Raw genomic sequence first — 15,860 nt, 5'->3', positions numbered from 1 at the left:
ATGAAAAGATTCATATTCATTTTTGGGATCCTTGCGTTTTCTCTGGGAGTGTTTGCCGGTATACCCGATTGTCTTGGGGAAACTGTGAGCGCCGGGGAAGTCGCCGCCGAGGAAACCAGGGAGCTTGCGTCTTTCTCCCAGCTTTTGAAGAACGTGGCTACCAGTACAGGTATCTACGGGTTCATTGCGGGCAATGCGTCTTCCTGGGTTAACGGGTTCGGGATGTTTCTGATGATTCTGGTAGGGTTCCTTCTTCTCTACCTCGGGATCGCGAAGAAATTCGAACCTCTTCTTCTGGTTACAATAGCCTTCGGGTGCATATTAGCCAACATTCCGCTTGCGGGGATAAACGACCCCGGAGGGGTACTTTACTACGTATACGATGTTGGTATAAAGACCGGTATTTTTCCCCTTCTGATATTCATGGGAGTGGGGGCGCTTACCGATTTCGGGCCGCTTCTGGCCAATCCCAAGACGGTTCTTCTGGGAGGCGCCGCACAGTTCGGTATTTTCTCAACATTGATCGGTGCGCTTGTGCTTACCCAGTATGTGCCCGGAATTGATTTTTCCTTAACCGACGCGGCGTCTATAGGAATAATAGGATCAGCGGACGGACCGACCTCTATTTATATTTCTTCGCAGCTTTCCCCAAGGCTTCTCGGTGCGGTCTCTGTCGCCGCGTATTCATACATGGCGCTTGTGCCGATAATCCAGCCCCCGATAATGAAGGCTCTTACTTCCTCTGAGGAGAGAAAAATAAGAATGAAGCAGCTTCGTCCCGTGGCGAAAAGAGAAAAAATAATGTTCCCGCTGATTGCCCTTACCCTCTGCTTTCTTTTTCTTCCATCCGCGGCGCCGCTCATAGGTTTTTTCGCTTTCGGTAACCTGATGAGGGAGTGCGGAGTGGTTGACCGGCTATCGGATACGACGAGAAACGCGCTTATCAACATAGTTACGATATTTCTCGGCCTCGGAGTCGGGTCGCAGCTGCTGGCCTCCGAATTTCTTTCCCTTGAGACCCTCGGCATACTTCTTCTTGGGATCGTAGCTTTCTGCATAGGCACGGCCTCCGGAGTGCTGATGGCCAAGCTTATGAATGTTTTCTCAGAAACCAAGATCAACCCTCTGATCGGTTCAGCCGGGGTTTCGGCGGTTCCTATGGCTGCCCGGGTTTCACAGGATATGGGGTCGAAGGAGGATCCCCAGAACGTGCTTATTATGCATGCCATGGGTCCGAACGTAGCCGGGGTCATAGGTTCGGCTGTGGCGGCGGGAATGCTGCTTGCGTTTTTTCAGTAAGTTTTTGACTTCTTCAAAGAGATGTTTTTGCGGAGCCTACAATGAGATTTGAAGGACGGTCTGCGATTATTACCGGAGGAGGCACCGGAATCGGTGAGGCTACGGCACTTCTGCTGGCGCGAAATGGAGCCAGGGTTCTGATTGCCGGGAGAAGAGAGGAGAAGCTAAAAGAGGTATGTGAGAAAGCGGAGGAAGAGGGGCTTTCGATAGCATACAAGGTTTGTGATGTCTCCGTTGAGAGCGACTGCGCGGCCACCGTAGAGGCTGGACTTTCTGAGCACGGAAAGATCGACATTCTTTTTAATAATGCCGGTATCATTTTTTCCGGTCCCCTCCACGAAGTCGAAACCGAAAGATTCCAGCAGATCTTCGACATAAACGTGAGGGGAGCGTTCATGATGTGCAAATATGCGATTCCTCACATGATTTCCGCGGGCAGGGGTTTTATCGTCAACAACTCTTCTGTTATCGGGTTAAAGGGGTTCGCGGGACTTTCGGCCTACTCGGCATCCAAGGGGGCCCTTGTTCAGCTCACAAGAAGCATGGCTCTTGAGTATGCGGACAAGGGACTTAGAATAAACGCCGTCTGTCCCGGCGGAGTTTGGACGCCGATGTTTGACTCCTATCTTGAGAGAGCCGAGGATGCCGACGCAGCCCTGGCGTTCATGGAGTCGCTTCACCCCATGGGGCGGCTGGCCGATCCGTATGAGATAGCAGAAGCGGTCCTGTTTCTCTGCGATGAGAAAGCCATGTTCAACACGGGCTCTATGCTCTCCATCGACGGCGGCATTATAGCTAAATAATTCATTATTCGAAACCGCTTTGGTGCCCAGGCGGTTTTAAGGCATCCGGCCAGGTGTTACGTCGTTTAATCCCGGAACGTCGAAAATTCGTCTCGTGCGCCCGCCCGTGGCATCATATGTGTAGACGGAATAGCATCCGGCTCCTATGTTCCCATCTTCATCAAACTCGATCGGTCCTGAAACCCCTTCGTAGTCAATGTCGTCGTTGGCTGCGGTCTCATCAGTAATGGCGGCGGCGCATTCCGCGTAGCTTAAGCACCGGTTTCCTCCTCCCGTAACGTCTGCCATTTCGGAGACATATTCGGAAGGGTCGTTACTTCCGGCGCTCAAGGCCGCGAGTGCTACCGCTACCACTGCGTCATAAGCATGGACGGCGAATCGAAGGGAAGGGTACGTCTCCCGGTCAAATCGCTTTTCAAACTCGTCTTTTCTCTCGGGAGGGTTCGGCAGAGAGCACGGAGTCGTGCTTTTGAAGCCCTCAACCGCGGCCGGGTTGTTCCGGTCCACGCGTTCATACAGGTTCTCAACTGCGAATGAGTCGGAGATGTAATATCTCGCGGCGGACGGAACGACCGTGGAGTCAAGCATGCCCTTTATTATCTTCCCTCCTTCGTCTATCGACAGGATCAGTATTACGGAACTTATGTCACCGATTCCACTTACCGCCTCGATATCGTCAAGCAAGGCCTGGGTTTTCTCATCGAACCTTGGATCGTCAGAATAGTATCGCTCGTACCAGACGACCTTGGCGGCGGGACGATTTCGGGAAAGGAATTCCTCGTTGATCAGTTCCGCAAGTTTCACTCCGTAGTTGTCGTTTCGATGGACTATCAGCACTTCGCTTCCGTTTCGGACTTCGGCCGCCAGAATTTTCGCTTGGAACGAATCCGTTGGAACGGTCCTGAAGAAAAAGGGTGTCCCACCGGCTTGGGAAATTTCCCTGTTTTTTTCGGTCAGGGTGACGGAGGTTGCGGAAGGTGAAACCGCGACTAGGCCGTTGTCAACTAGGAAATCAAAAATTTCAACGGAACTCTGCGAGGTTCCGGGTCCGATTATCGCCTTCACGCCCATTTCCAGGAGTTCCATGGCTGAGGCAAGAGGCGTGGCGCCGTCTCCGGTGATAAGCTTTACGTTTCCACCTGCTTTGTTAATGTCGTCCCTTGCGAATTCTGCGGCCTTTATTACGGAGGAAGGAGAATCGCCTGCCCGAAAAAGCGTCCCTATGCAAAAGGCGTCTTCGCAGCCGGTGCCGACTTGCTCGTTGGTTCCGTCGTCACATCCCGGGGACAGGAGAAGGAAGGCAAAGACAAGAAGCGCAATCGAAAGTACTCCTCTCAGAATTCTCATGATGAACTTAACTGTCTCCCGCGCATGTCAAATTGAAATCGTTTTTCTGGAAATGGAAACCCGAATACATCTTTATTCCGATGAGAGTATAACCCTGAATACTTATGGGAACAAACGCTGGGCACCCTTATTCACATGGATTTTCCGATATGTAATCACCTCGCAAATAGGCTCCTTGCTTTCCGCGGTTGCGTCTTTTTAATTTCGGTTTTTGTCCTTGACGGTTCGTAATAAGCGATTTAGAATAAGAGCTAATTGAAAATCATTCTCATTTAATCATTCTCATGATGAAAGATTTTGAATGCACTCAGGAATTGTATGCTAGGGAGGTTCTGCGGGAAAAGGGACTTAAGTCCACCACGCAGCGCCTTGCCGTCGTTCATGTTCTCCACACGAGCGGAAAATCGCTTTCGGTCGGAGAAATACACGACGGGGTGAAGGAAATGCTCGGTGCCGCGGGGCTTGCCACCATCTACAGAACGCTTGAGATGTTTGAGGACCTGGGCATCGTGAAGCGCCTTCATTTCCCCGACGGGGGCCACGGCTACGCGTTTTCCCAGGGCGAGCATGTTCATCACATGGTATGCGTTGACTGCAGGGAGGTTTTCGATTTTCCCGAGTGTCCGGTGGAAAGCTTTGATTACGCTTCGGTCGAAAGGCAGGGTTTTCGCGTGAAGGATCATTTTATACAGCTTTTCGGTCAATGCGGAAAATGCGCGGAGGCGGCTTAACGATACAATGAACCAGGTAAAAATTCAGAGGTTGACCGATTATACTTCGATATCCCTTGCGGGTATCTGCGTCGTCCACTGTTTTCTGACGCCAGTGGCACTCATACTGTTCCCGGTTGTGGGTTCGACATTAGTATTTGAAGAGGTTTTCCACGAGCTGATGCTTTTTATGGTCATTCCGGCAAGTGCGGTCGCCATGTTTCTTGGCTGTAGGCGGCATAAGGATTTCAGCGTGATCATGCTGGGGGGTGTGGGACTTTATTTTCTCCTAGTCGGAGCTTTCGCCGTTACGGGCTACTTAGAATCGATTCTTACTCTTATCGGCGCTTTTATCATGATTTCCGGCCACCTGCGTAATTTCAGGCTCTGCAGGGAAGATAGTTGTGAGCACTGCGAGCACTGAGCCTTCACCACTTTTTTTGAACATCAAAACCGCAAGATTGTGGCGTTAAAGCACGGAACTTAATTGCCCGCAATGGATTTCTCGTCGGGATAAAACGAAAGAAATTTTAAAATTTTCTTGAAAACAGTTTTTTTTTGTGGATAATAACCATTCACTTTTTCGAGGGTTAAAATGGGAAAGTCGTTAAACAGAGTACTCGTGAAGATGAAAAGCACCGAGAGTCCTTACATCTACTACACGAAGAAAAACAAGATGAATACTCCGGACCGCCTTGAGCTCAAAAAGTACGACCCGGTCATAAGAAAACATGTCGTTTTCAAGGAGACCAAGTAGTCGAAGGAGATCCCTATGGCCCGCCGCTGCGCTATAACAGGAAAAAAGCCCCTTTTCGGAAACAGCGTTTCCCACGCGAACAACCACGTTAAAAGACGCCAGAATCCGAACCTGCACTGGAAGAGAATATACGTTCCGGAGCTGGACAGATACGTGAGGGTAAAAATCTCCGCCCGTGCGCTGAGGACAATCACCAAAAAAGGTCTTATGCCCTACCTGAGGGACGAGGGCCTCACCCTGAGAGACATAACCCGCTGAACTCTCACTGATTTACGAGATACGAAATAACGAACGGAAGCACCAGAAGGGAAACTGCCGTTCCGGCCACTATTATTGACGCGACCGTCTCCGAGTCCCTCCCGTATTTCTCCGCGAGCACGAAGTTAAAGACCGCGGGAGGCATCGAGCACTCGAGAATGACCACTTTCGCCTCGACTCCCTTCAGGCCGAACATATTTACGAACAGTACTCCCAGAAAGACCCCGAGGAATATCCTCGCGGAACCGAAGAAGAATGAAAGCCAAAGCCTGGAGATTTTCATCTCGGAGAGCTTGTATCCGAGCGAGAAAAGCATCGCGGGTATGGTGATATCCCCGAGAAGGGCTACTGGCCTCTCGATAACTACCGGGATCTGAAAGCCGACCGAGTTTATGATTATTCCGGCTACGGTGGCGTATATCAGGGGAAGCCTGAATATCTCGCGCAGATGATTCTTCCCGGACCCGAGAATCAGAATTCCCACAGTGTAGTGAAGCAGCATGGTCGAGACGACACAGAGTATCGCAATGTTGAACCCGTACTGCCCGAATGCGAAAAGACAGAGGGGAAGCCCCAGGTTTCCCGTGTTCGCGAAAACCACGGGAGGCACGTACACCCTCGAGTCAAGCTTAAGTGCCTTCGCGAGCGCCCCGCCGATTATGATGGTGACGAAAATGACCGCCGATATCGAGAGAAACAGCCTTGCCGTCACGGACGGGTCCATCGTGAAGTCTGAGAGGGACGAGATTATGAGACACGGCGTGGTCACGTAGACCACAAGCTCGTTAATCGAGGAAATGTCTATTTTCTTTGTTCTGCTGAAAAGAAAACCCGCGGCGATTACAAGAAACGCAGGCAGGACGATGTTTGCAAGCTCTGGGATTGAGGAAAGAGTCATGTTCTGCTTTTTTCCGCGAAGAAAACAAACCGTATCCTTGACAAGCCCGATACGGCGTCATGGAAGGTGCTCAGAACTTTACCACCGAAGCGCCCCAGGTAAAACCGGCTCCGAAAGCCGCGAACAGCACAAGACTTCCTTCTCCTACGCTTCCCTGGCGAACTGCCTCGTCAAGGGCGAGCGGAATGGATGCCCCTGAGGTGTTCCCGTATTTGTCGAGGTTTGCGAACACTTTTTCCTCCGGGAAATCAAGTCTTTTCCTCACGGCTTCCAAAATCCTGTAGTTTGCCTGGTGCGGGACGAAGAGATCAATGTCTTCGGGAGAGACGTTTGCCTTGGAGATGGCGTCCATGGTTGCCGACTCCATACTTTTGACCGCGACCTTGAAGACGTCGTTTCCCTCCATCTTTATGTACTGCTCCCTGCTCTTAAGCACTTCCTCGTCAATCGGCGTTCTCGAGCCTCCCGCCGGAACATAGAGAAGGTCCCAGTCGTTTCCGTCCGAATTGAGAATGGATGAGAGAATTCCCGGTTCGTCAGAGGCGGTGAGAACTGCGGCCCCCGCCCCGTCACCGAAAAGTATGCAGGTTGAGCGGTCCTCAAAATCAGTGACTTTCGAGAGAACGTCTGCGCCTATTACGAGGATTTTTTCCGCGCCTCCAGATTTTATAATTCCCTCGGCGACGTGAAGTGCGTAAAGAAATCCCGAGCAGCCGGCCATAAGATCGAAGGCGTATGCCTTCTTCGCTCCGAGGCGGCTCTGGAGAATGCAGCCGGTTGAGGGGAAGATAAAATCCGGGGTTATGGTTCCAACTATGATCACGTCTAGCTGCTGGGGGCTTACGCCGGCGGCCTTCAGGGCTTTTTCGGCGGCGCCATAGGCAACATCGGAGGCGGCAGTGTTTTCATCCGCGATTCTCCGTTCTTTAATTCCGGTCCTGGACGTAATCCACTCGTCGGAAGTGTCGACCATCTTTTCCAGGTCTGAATTGGAAAGCACGGTCTCGGGAACCGAAGAACCGGTTCCTATGATCTTTGCGTACTTCAACTTGGAATTTCTCTCCGAAGCGGTTAGCGCAATAATAGTTTAAAGCCCTGATTTTGTCAAACATCTCCGATCGAGGAGACAATCTCCCTCAGCGGCTCCATCTCCGCCTCGGTTATCTCCGCCGCGAGCGCATGACGAGCCTCGTCGCAGAGAAAAATAAGGAAATACTTCCCCGATTTCGTCAGGGTGGTCAGAAACAGGGCTTCCTCAGAGGACTCGGTGAGGAAGAAGTATTCGTACTTAAGCCTGAGATCTTTGCCCGTCGTTATCCTTATCTCCATGGCTACCGAGGGGAATTCCTCTTTTTCCACTGCGAAAAAGCGGGTTGATATTTTCCGGGTGTCGGCAATCGCTGCGATTTTTTCCGGTTTCTCCTTGAAAATCATCAGGCATTCCTCGTCCGTTGCGTGCGGCACGCAGCCGTAGAGGATTTGCGAGAGCGCTATTTGCAGCTCCATGTCCCGCTCAAGGGTGTCGTATGCTGTTTGAGGCGCTGAAAATATCCTTGACATATCGCTCGATCAATCAGTATCATTAAGGGTAGGACGCAGGTTATTGCGGACTTTAGGTTCGTGGTCCTGACATAGTAGTATAAAGAGTATCAGGAGGATAGATAGATTTCATGACTATACAAGGGAATGAGTTAGTGCTGTTAGCTATCGTGATTCTTATCATAGGAATATTCCTTATGGTAAACGAAGGAGGAGGAGGTGGGCAGCAGGCTTCCGAACCACCCGCTCCGCCTGAACCTCAGGAGTCCCAAGGCGATGCGGATCCTTTCCAGTCTGCTCAAGCGGCTCCACAGGAAGCTAGCGCAGCGGCTCCCTCGGATTCCGGTGCTGCTTCGGGAGAAGTGGATCCCTTTCAGGCTCCGCAATAATCCTAACCGAGAAAAGTCTGCAGATAGAAGTGGTTTTTCAAGTTTAAGACCGAGTTATCCTTCGGTCGTTGCGTAAATATGTCGGGGTGGATTACTCCTGCCAGCAGTTCAATTCCATCAACTACCCTGGGTGAAGACCTGCTGAAATAGGAATTCGCATCCACTACGTAACAGTGGCCTTTTCTTACGGAGCGCAGTACGTGCCATTGCCTTACCCTGCCCGTTACCTCTTCTATTCCGTCAAGCGTTTTTTCTATGTCGAACCCGCAGGGCATTATGATCATGTAATCAGGGTTCGCCTCTAGTATCTCATTCCAGCTTGTCTTAAACGAAGGTTCTCCCACCCTTGAGATGAGCGGTTCTCCTCCAGCCGTCATTACCATTTCCGGCACCCAGTGCCCGGCCGCATACGGAGGGTCAAGCCACTCAAGGCAGAAAACCCCCGGACGGTATCTTTCTCCCGAAAGTTTTTTCTCGACGGTCTCGACTCTTTTGCGAAGATTCTCTACGAGTTGCGAAGCCTTGCTTCTGGTGCGCGTGATTTCTCCCAGAACCAGTATGGAATCCATTATCTCGCCGACGGTGGTAGGGTCAAGGGACAGTATTTCAGGACTGTTCTCGAGAATTTCGCAGGCATCCGTCACCTCGTTTTCAGATACCGCGCAGACGTCACAAAGCCCTTGGGTTACTATGAGATCCGGTTTCATCTCCTTTAGGAGCTCGGAGTCGATCAGATAAACGCTTTTTCCCTCCGAGCGGCTGCTGCTTACAAGTTCGTCTATGCGTGCGCTTGAGAGCTTGCCTTTTCCTTCGAGAATGCTGTTTACCACCACGGGCTTGTCTCGCGCCTGCGGAGGGTAATCGCATTCGTGCGTTACTCCGACCAGGGTTTCCTCAAGCCCAAGGGCGAATATTATCTCGGTTGAGCTCGGGAGGAGAGAACATATTCTCATGCCCTTATTATACAGTCGCCGCAAGAGAACTCCCAAGCCCCCTTCCATGGAGCATTTCTTTTTTTACCGCTTCGGCGTGTAAAATAGTCTTTGTGAAGATCGTAACAAGATTCGCTCCCAGCCCCACGGGCGCTCTTCATGTGGGAGCGGCCCGCACCGCTATTTTCAACTGGCTTTTTTCCGCGAGTCTTGGCGGAGATTTCCTGCTCAGGATTGAGGATACCGACCGCGCGCGCTCCGAGGAGAAATTCGAACGGCAGATCGTAGAATCGCTTAAGTGGCTCGGACTTAAGTGGCAGGGGGAAATCGTCCGCCAGTCAGAGCGACTTGACACTTACGGACAACTTGCCGAGCGGCTGGTTGACGAGGAAAAAGCGTACAGATGCTATGTTGCGGCCGAGGAACTCGCGCGCAGGAGAGAAGAAGCCAGAGAGAAAGGGGAGGTCTTCAGATACAGAAGGGAGTGGTCGCAGATCGGCGCCGCCCCCGGAAAACCCTACGCCGTTAGGCTTTCCGTGTCCCTGGGAGAAAAGATTTCCGTTGAGGATCTCGTCCGCGGCGGGATAGTTTTTGACTCTTCGGAAATTGAAGACTTCGTGATACTGAAAGCCGACGGGTTTCCGACCTACAATTTCGCTGCCGCGGTTGATGACGCGCAGATGGGAATATCTCACGTTATAAGGGGCGATGACCACATAATAAACGCCCCGAGGCAGATACTGATAGCCGACGCGCTCGGTCTGGCGAAGCCCAAGCTTGCCCATGTTCCGATGATACTCGGGTCTGACGGAAAAAAACTCTCAAAGCGCCACGGAGCGGAATCCGTTACGGAGTACCGACTGCGCGGATATCTTCCCGAGGCGGTACTTAACTACCTGGTGAGACTGGGGTGGTCTTTCGGGGATCAGGAGATTTTTACAGTAGAGGAACTCATTGAAAAATTCAGCCTGAAAGGCATCGGTAAATCCCCTTCGGTGTTTGACTCTCAGAAATTCCTCTGGCTTAACGGAAAATACTTAAGGGACCTGCCCGAGGAGCGCATATCAGAAGGGGTGGTTTCTCTCATTAAGCAGACGGAGCTGCCTGAACCGCCTCCCGCACAGCTTCGCAAAATAATCGCACAGATGCGCGAGCGTTCGGAGACGCTGAACGAAATTGTGGAGCAGTCCCTTTATTTTTTCACCGATGATTTTGAATACGACGAAAAGGCGGCGGATAAATTCCTGGTGGAGCGAAGCGGCGAGATTTTCGAGCTTCTCTCAGAAGAGCTCTCCCGAGTTGAGAATTTTTCCCATGATGATATTCACGGAGGCTTCGAGCGCGTAATGCAGCGCACGGGTCTCGGCCTCGGGAAGATAGCCCAGCCCGTAAGAGTAGCGCTTACCGGTTCGACAAAGAGCCCGGGAATCTTCGATGTCGTTGAGATACTGGGCAGGGACACAGTTGCGCGGCGCCTTGCCAGGGCAATTGACTTTACAAGGTCCCGGAGTGCTTGAAGATGAAAATATACGGACTCACGGGAAACATAGGTTCGGGCAAGTCGACGGTGGCGCGGATGCTTCGCGAACTGGGGGCCTTCACCCTGGACGCGGATGAGGTGGCGAGGGAAATCGTGAGCCCAGGGGAACCGGCGCTTGCGGAAATCGTTGCCGGCTTCGGCAGGGAAATTCTCCGCGAGGACGGCACACTTGACCGCGAGGCCCTTGCCGAAGTGGTGTTTGCAGACGAAAGAGAGCGCGCGCGGCTAAACCGGATAACCCATCCTAGGATTCTTGAGCGCATAAAGGAGAGAATATCCACCCGAGACGACGAGCAACAGATGGTGTTCGTCGAGGCATCTCTCATAGATCGCAAAAGCGGCGGTCTTAATGACCTGATCGACGGTCTGGTGGTGGTTACGTGTCCCGGGGAGTTGAGGGAGCGCAGGGTGGCGGAGCGCGACGGCATGTCGCCTGAGGAAATCCGTCGCCGCATGGATTCCCAGATGTCTGAAGCGGAAAAGGCATCCCAGGCCGATTTTCTGATAGAAAATTCCTCCGACATGGAGAATCTGGGCGCTCAGGTGTGTGCCTTATTCGAGGCTCTTTGCGCCGTTGAGTCTTGAAACAGCGTCCCCGCGTGTTATGATTGACTGATCCGTTTTTTAGCTGTGGGTGGGTCTGGAGCATCTAATGAAAGAGAAAGTCAGAATTCTAGAAGATAAAGAAAAAGAGGCGGGCTTAGGCGGCGGCGAAGCCAGAATCAAGAGACAGCATGATTCCGGCAAGCAGACGGCCCGCGAACGAATAGCCGAGCTCCTTGACAGGGATACTTTTGTCGAACTTGACAAGTTCGTTCTTCACGACTGCACCGATTTCGGCATGGAGAAAAGGAGAATCCTCGGCGACGGCGTGGTTACGGGCTACGGAAAAATTGAAGGGCGCCAAGTGTTTGTCTATGCCCAGGACTTTACGGTTTTCGGCGGTTCTCTGGGCCTTGAGCAGGGAAAAAAGATATGCAAGATAATGGATCTTGCCCTCTCAACCGGGGCGCCTATCATAGGTCTTAACGATTCCGGCGGGGCCAGAATCCAGGAAGGGGTCAAGAGCCTCGGGGCTTACGGGGAAATATTCCTCCGAAACGTCATCTCTTCGGGAGTCATACCGCAGATATCCGCGATCATGGGCCCGTGCGCCGGCGGGGCCGTTTACTCCCCGGTAATGAACGACTTCACGATCATGTCAAAGAGCACAAGCTACATGTTCGTGACGGGTCCCGACGTGATCAAGACCGTTACGCATGAAGAGGTGTCCTCTGAAGAGCTTGGCGGCGCCATGGTTCACAATTCCGTGAGCGGCGTCGCGCATTTTGCCTCCGAGGACGACGGCGACTCGATAGAGATAATAAAGGAACTCTTGGGTTTTCTTCCCTCAAACAACATGGAGGATCCGCCGGTGGTCCCGTGCGATGACCCCGTGGACAGAAAGGAGATGAGTCTTCGCGAACTTATCCCTGATAACCCCAACAAGCCCTACGACATACTGGATGTGATCAGACCTATAGTCGATAATTCGTATTTCTTTGAGGTGCAGGAGCACTACGCGAAAAACATAGTTATAGGGTTCGCGAGGATGAACGGACATACAGTCGGCATCGTCGGGAACCAGCCCAAGGTGCTGGCGGGATGCCTTGACATAGACGCTTCGGTTAAGGGAGCCAGGTTCGTGAGGTTCTGCGACGCTTTTAATATCCCGCTTCTTACTTTTGTCGACGTGCCGGGCTTTCTTCCGGGAACCTCGCAGGAATGGGGGGGAATCATAAGGCACGGTGCGAAGCTGCTTTACGCCTACTGCGAGGCCACGGTTCCGAGAATCACGGTGATAACCAGAAAGGCCTACGGAGGAGCTTACGACGTCATGTCCTCAAAACACATAAGGGGAGACGTTAACCTCGCCTATCCCACGGCGGAAATAGCGGTCATGGGGCCCGACGGGGCCGTGAACATAATTTCCCGCGGGGAAATAGCCGCCGCGGACGACCCCGACGCCGAGAGAATCAGGCTCATTGAGGAGTACAAAAAGAATTTCGCGAATCCGTATCGCGCTGCGAGCCTAGGTTACATAGACGAGGTCATAAAACCCGAAGACACGAGACACAGAGTGATAGCGGCACTGGAGATGCTAAGCGGAAAAAGACAGACGCTCCCGCCGAAAAAGCACGGGAACATTCCCCTCTGAGCGGCCGGTTAGAAAGATGTTCAAGAAGATACTGATAGCAAACAGGGGAGAGATAGCGGTAAGAATCATCAGGGCGTGCCGGGAGCTTGGGATCGCTACCGTGGCTGTCTACTCAGACGCTGACAGAGACGCTCTTCACGTGATGCTCGCGGACGAGGCCTACCACATAGGATCGCCGAAACCCTCGGAAAGCTACCTGGTCGGAGAAAAGATAGTCGCCGCTGCCAAGGAGTCGGGAGCCGAAGCCATACACCCCGGATTCGGATTTCTCTCCGAAAACGATTCTTTCGCCGAGCTGTGCGAGAAAGAAGGCGTAGTTTTCATAGGGCCTTCCGCCGAGGCTATAAGGCTTATGGGGGACAAGGTCACCGCGAGGAAAATAGCCAGAGACGCGAAACTGCCGCTTGTCCCGGGATCCGAAGGAGCCGTGTCCGACGTTGAGGCCTCAAGGGTGGCGAAGAGAATCGGCTACCCGGTCATGATAAAGGCTTCTGCGGGCGGAGGCGGAAAGGGAATGAGGCTTGTTAATTCCAAGGAAGAGTTCGAATCGTCCCTCCGAATGGCCAGAAGCGAAGCGTTTTCCTCTTTTGGGGATGATTCTGTATTCATAGAGAAGTTTATTCAGCAACCGAGACATGTAGAAGTCCAGGTTCTTGGGGACAAGCATGGAAACCTACTGCATCTGTTTGAGCGGGAATGCTCAATACAGAGGCGCCACCAGAAAGTGATAGAGGAAGCCCCCTCGGGGTTTATAAGCGCTAAGACCAGAAAAAACATGTGCGAAGTCGCCCTTCGCATAGCAAAGGCGGTTGACTATTTCGGGGCCGGCACTGTCGAGTTCATAATGGACCAAGAGGAGAATTTCTATTTTCTGGAGATGAACACCAGGGTGCAGGTTGAGCATCCGGTCACGGAAATGATCACAGGAATCGATATTGTGAAGTGGATGATAAGGATAGCTTCGGGAGAGAAACTGCCGTTTAAACAGTCCGCCATAAAAATGCAAGGCCACGCCCTTGAGTGCAGGGTTTACGCGGAGGATCCCGCCACCAATTTTCTTCCCTCGCCAGGAGTCCTTCGGTACGTGCGGGCTCCCAGCGGTCCGGGAGTAAGGGATGATTCATCCGTTTACAGCGGCTGCGAGATAACGTCTTTCTACGACCCGATGCTCTCAAAGCTTGTCGTCTGGGGAAATTCCCGGGAAGACGCGGTAGACAGAATGCTCTCTGCCCTGAGGGAATACGTGGTTCTTGGAGTGAGAACCAATCTCGGTTTTCTGATCAGAATGATGCGGGACCCTGAGTTCCGCAAGGCGCAGATTGACACGGGTTTTATAGAAAGACATCCGGAGACTCTGGTGCCCGAGGAATCCGATCCTGAACTTATACTCATGGCTGCGGCTGTCGCCATGAACGGCGGCTCAAACCAAATCGCGCAGGGAACAAAGGCTATCTCTTCAGGCTGGAAGCATTTTGCCAGAAGAATGGGCGTATCCGGGAATCCGCTTTTATGACATACACTTTCAAACTGGGGAACAAAACCTACAAAGTAGACTTCGAAGAGAAGGAGGGGCTTAGTCTCTTCGGCATCGACGGCGAGCAGAAAGAGATAGAATTTCTGCGTATAGACGAAAATACGTATTCGATCCTAGTTGATAACAAAAGCATTACCGTAGGGATATTCAGGGAAGGGAAGAAAATACAGGTTTTCCACGAGGGCGACCTCTATGAGATAGAGGCCGTTTCCGGAAGGGACGCTTCGCAGGAGGAAGGCACGGGAAGTCTTAACATAACGGCGCCGATGCACAGCAGGGTAGTGAAGATCCTTAAGAAGCAGGGAGACAGCGTCGAGGTGGGAGACAGCGTCATAGTGGTTGAAGCCATGAAGATGGAAAGCGAGCTTAAGGCATCCGCTTCGGGTACAATAAAGGAAATAAGGGTCAAGGAAGGGGAAACGGCTGAGAAGGACTCTGTTCTGGTCGTTCTCTCCGATGAGTAGAAGTATTCAGAGCAAGGAGATAGCCTGGTTATGAAAAAAATTGCTGTTGTTATGCTCTTCGCCGCGGTCGCTGCGGTACTGGTTTTTGCCTCCTGCGATGACAGGGAAAGCGCCAATGAGATTCCGGTAGGTGTTGTTCTTCCCTTTTCGGGCCCGCACGCATCGATAGGCGTGTCCATGAGAAAAGCTATGGAGTTTGCCCTTGAAGAAATTCACGAATCGCCGCTTCTCGGGGACCAGGAAATCAGATTCATTTTTGGGGATTCCAAAAGTAATCGGCAATCCGTGCGGGAAGCGTACACAAAGCTTATTGAACAGGACGAAGTGGCAGCCGTACTCGGTCCCTTCAGTTCAAGCAGGACCGAAGATATTATTGATATCATTGATAAAAACAGGACCGTCTCTTTAAGCCCGACCTCGGCCGCTATGGGGCTCAGCGCCCGAAGCGAATTTCTTTTCCGTTCATCTCTCACCGTGGAGCGACTGGTTCCTCACGGGGTCGAAGAATCTAAGCGGGAGCTTAACTATACTAAAGTGGCCATGATAACAAATGCGGGGGACACTTTTTCAGCTAGCGCTTATGAGGCGGTGAAGCGGGAGATTGAAAAGGACCGAAGCATCTCGATCGTCAGCGACCAGACTTATACAGTACCTTCAAGCGAAGAGTTGCCTGACCTGACCGCCCAGTTGACCCAGATAGCAAACTCAGGAGCAGAGTATATATTCATGTCGGCTCAGGGGACAGAGCGCACGGGAATCCTGGTTCAGGCCGAAAGGGTTGACGGACTGGAAGCTTCCATTATAGGAATTCTTCTCACAACCAACGAAATCAGAGACGCACAGCAAGAAGAGGCCGGGGCGGGGAAAGGCGCGCTTACCTTTACGGTCTGGCTTCCTTCCATCGATACGCCGGAGAACCGCAAGTTCCGCGACGAGTACAAAGAGAGAACGGGTGAAGATGCCAGCTCTTTTACCGCACGGGCCTACGAAGCCGTCAGGATTTTCGCACAGTCTGTAGCTGACGCGGGTTCAACCGACCGGGAGGCGATTCGCGACGCAATGGAGAATGTGAGGCTGGAGAACAGTATTTACGGCAGCGATTTCTATTTTGATCTTAACGGAGACGCCGTTTACGACCCGGTTGTAGGAATAGAGCAAGACGGCGGGTTCAAAGTTTTAGGCCAGTAATTTTC

The 15,860-nt window shown here is 52.2% G+C and carries 18 protein-coding genes; 13 read left to right on the top strand and 5 right to left on the bottom strand.

Annotation, left to right across the window (positions count from 1 at the left end):
- A complete protein-coding gene (locus tag F4X55_07090; protein MYC40752.1) occupies positions 1–1,299 on the top strand; it encodes a sodium ion-translocating decarboxylase subunit beta in 1,299 nt (432 codons plus the stop codon).
- A gap of 41 nt (positions 1,300–1,340) precedes the next feature.
- On the top strand, positions 1,341–2,102 hold the full coding sequence (locus F4X55_07085) for an SDR family oxidoreductase (GenBank protein MYC40751.1): 762 nt from the start codon (positions 1,341–1,343) through the stop codon (positions 2,100–2,102).
- Positions 2,103–2,138: 36 nt separating this feature from the next.
- On the opposite strand, the gene F4X55_07080 is transcribed toward F4X55_07085, so the two are convergent.
- The gene (locus tag F4X55_07080; GenBank protein MYC40750.1) at positions 2,139–3,449 is read right to left on the bottom strand and encodes an amino acid ABC transporter substrate-binding protein; all 1,311 of its coding nucleotides are present in this window, start codon (positions 3,447–3,449) and stop codon (positions 2,139–2,141) included.
- Between the two features lie 284 nt (positions 3,450–3,733).
- On the opposite strand from F4X55_07080, the gene F4X55_07075 reads away from it, so the two are divergent.
- The 4 genes from F4X55_07075 (at position 3,734) to rpmB (ending at position 5,174) form a co-directional block, all read left to right on the top strand.
- On the top strand, positions 3,734–4,180 hold the full coding sequence (locus tag F4X55_07075; GenBank protein MYC40749.1) for a transcriptional repressor: 447 nt from the start codon (positions 3,734–3,736) through the stop codon (positions 4,178–4,180).
- 7 nt (positions 4,181–4,187) lie between these two features.
- Entirely contained in the window at positions 4,188–4,583 is a 396-nt protein-coding gene (locus F4X55_07070; protein ID MYC40748.1) for a MerC domain-containing protein, read from the top strand.
- A gap of 171 nt (positions 4,584–4,754) precedes the next feature.
- Complete coding sequence (gene rpmG, locus F4X55_07065) at positions 4,755–4,916, top strand: 50S ribosomal protein L33 (GenBank protein MYC40747.1); 162 nt, start codon at positions 4,755–4,757, stop codon at positions 4,914–4,916.
- A gap of 15 nt (positions 4,917–4,931) precedes the next feature.
- Positions 4,932–5,174 carry a 50S ribosomal protein L28 gene (gene rpmB, locus F4X55_07060; protein ID MYC40746.1) on the top strand — a complete coding sequence of 81 codons (243 nt, stop codon included), beginning with the start codon at positions 4,932–4,934 and terminating at the stop codon, positions 5,172–5,174.
- A 4-nt stretch (positions 5,175–5,178) separates the two neighbouring features.
- On the opposite strand, the gene F4X55_07055 is transcribed toward rpmB, so the two are convergent.
- The 3 genes from F4X55_07055 to F4X55_07045 form a co-directional block, all read right to left on the bottom strand.
- Positions 5,179–6,072, bottom strand: coding sequence for an AEC family transporter (locus F4X55_07055; protein MYC40745.1), 894 nt, complete (start codon positions 6,070–6,072; stop codon positions 5,179–5,181).
- Between the two features lie 70 nt (positions 6,073–6,142).
- A complete protein-coding gene (locus F4X55_07050) occupies positions 6,143–7,120 on the bottom strand; it encodes a ketoacyl-ACP synthase III (protein ID MYC40744.1) in 978 nt (325 codons plus the stop codon).
- A 56-nt stretch (positions 7,121–7,176) separates the two neighbouring features.
- A complete protein-coding gene (locus tag F4X55_07045) occupies positions 7,177–7,632 on the bottom strand; it encodes a hypothetical protein (GenBank protein ID MYC40743.1) in 456 nt (151 codons plus the stop codon).
- Between the two features lie 110 nt (positions 7,633–7,742).
- On the opposite strand from F4X55_07045, the gene F4X55_07040 reads away from it, so the two are divergent.
- Positions 7,743–8,000, top strand: a complete 258-nt coding sequence (locus F4X55_07040; GenBank protein MYC40742.1) for a hypothetical protein — start codon at positions 7,743–7,745, stop codon at positions 7,998–8,000.
- Between the two features lie 2 nt (positions 8,001–8,002).
- Here the strand turns inward: F4X55_07040 and F4X55_07035 are convergent, their stop codons facing one another.
- Positions 8,003–9,001: a cobalamin-binding protein gene (locus tag F4X55_07035; protein MYC40741.1), complete on the bottom strand. Its 999-nt coding sequence runs from the start codon at positions 8,999–9,001 to the stop codon at positions 8,003–8,005.
- On the opposite strand from F4X55_07035, the gene F4X55_07030 reads away from it, so the two are divergent.
- The 6 genes from F4X55_07030 (at position 8,791) to F4X55_07005 (ending at position 15,855) form a co-directional block, all read left to right on the top strand.
- Positions 8,791–10,449 carry a glutamate--tRNA ligase gene (locus F4X55_07030; protein ID MYC40740.1) on the top strand — a complete coding sequence of 553 codons (1,659 nt, stop codon included), beginning with the start codon at positions 8,791–8,793 and terminating at the stop codon, positions 10,447–10,449. The genes F4X55_07035 and F4X55_07030 overlap by 211 nt on opposite strands.
- A 2-nt stretch (positions 10,450–10,451) precedes the next feature.
- Positions 10,452–11,057, top strand: a complete 606-nt coding sequence (locus tag F4X55_07025) for a dephospho-CoA kinase (GenBank protein MYC40739.1) — start codon at positions 10,452–10,454, stop codon at positions 11,055–11,057.
- Between the two features lie 67 nt (positions 11,058–11,124).
- Entirely contained in the window at positions 11,125–12,669 is a 1,545-nt protein-coding gene (locus tag F4X55_07020; protein MYC40738.1) for a methylmalonyl-CoA carboxyltransferase, read from the top strand.
- Between the two features lie 16 nt (positions 12,670–12,685).
- Complete coding sequence (accC, locus tag F4X55_07015) at positions 12,686–14,182, top strand: acetyl-CoA carboxylase biotin carboxylase subunit (GenBank protein ID MYC40737.1); 1,497 nt, start codon at positions 12,686–12,688, stop codon at positions 14,180–14,182.
- Entirely contained in the window at positions 14,179–14,667 is a 489-nt protein-coding gene (locus F4X55_07010; GenBank protein MYC40736.1) for a hypothetical protein, read from the top strand. Before accC ends, F4X55_07010 begins: the two co-directional genes overlap by 4 nt.
- A 30-nt stretch (positions 14,668–14,697) precedes the next feature.
- Positions 14,698–15,855 (top strand): ABC transporter substrate-binding protein, encoded by a 1,158-nt coding sequence (locus F4X55_07005; protein MYC40735.1) that lies wholly within the window; start codon positions 14,698–14,700, stop codon positions 15,853–15,855.
- Positions 15,856–15,860: the final 5 nt, after the last annotated feature.

The sequence above is a fragment of the Candidatus Dadabacteria bacterium genome (genome assembly GCA_009840385.1).
GTDB lineage: Bacteria > Desulfobacterota_D > UBA1144 > Nemesobacterales > Nemesobacteraceae > Nemesobacter > Nemesobacter australis.
This window is presented reverse-complemented; position numbering and strand designations above follow the sequence as displayed.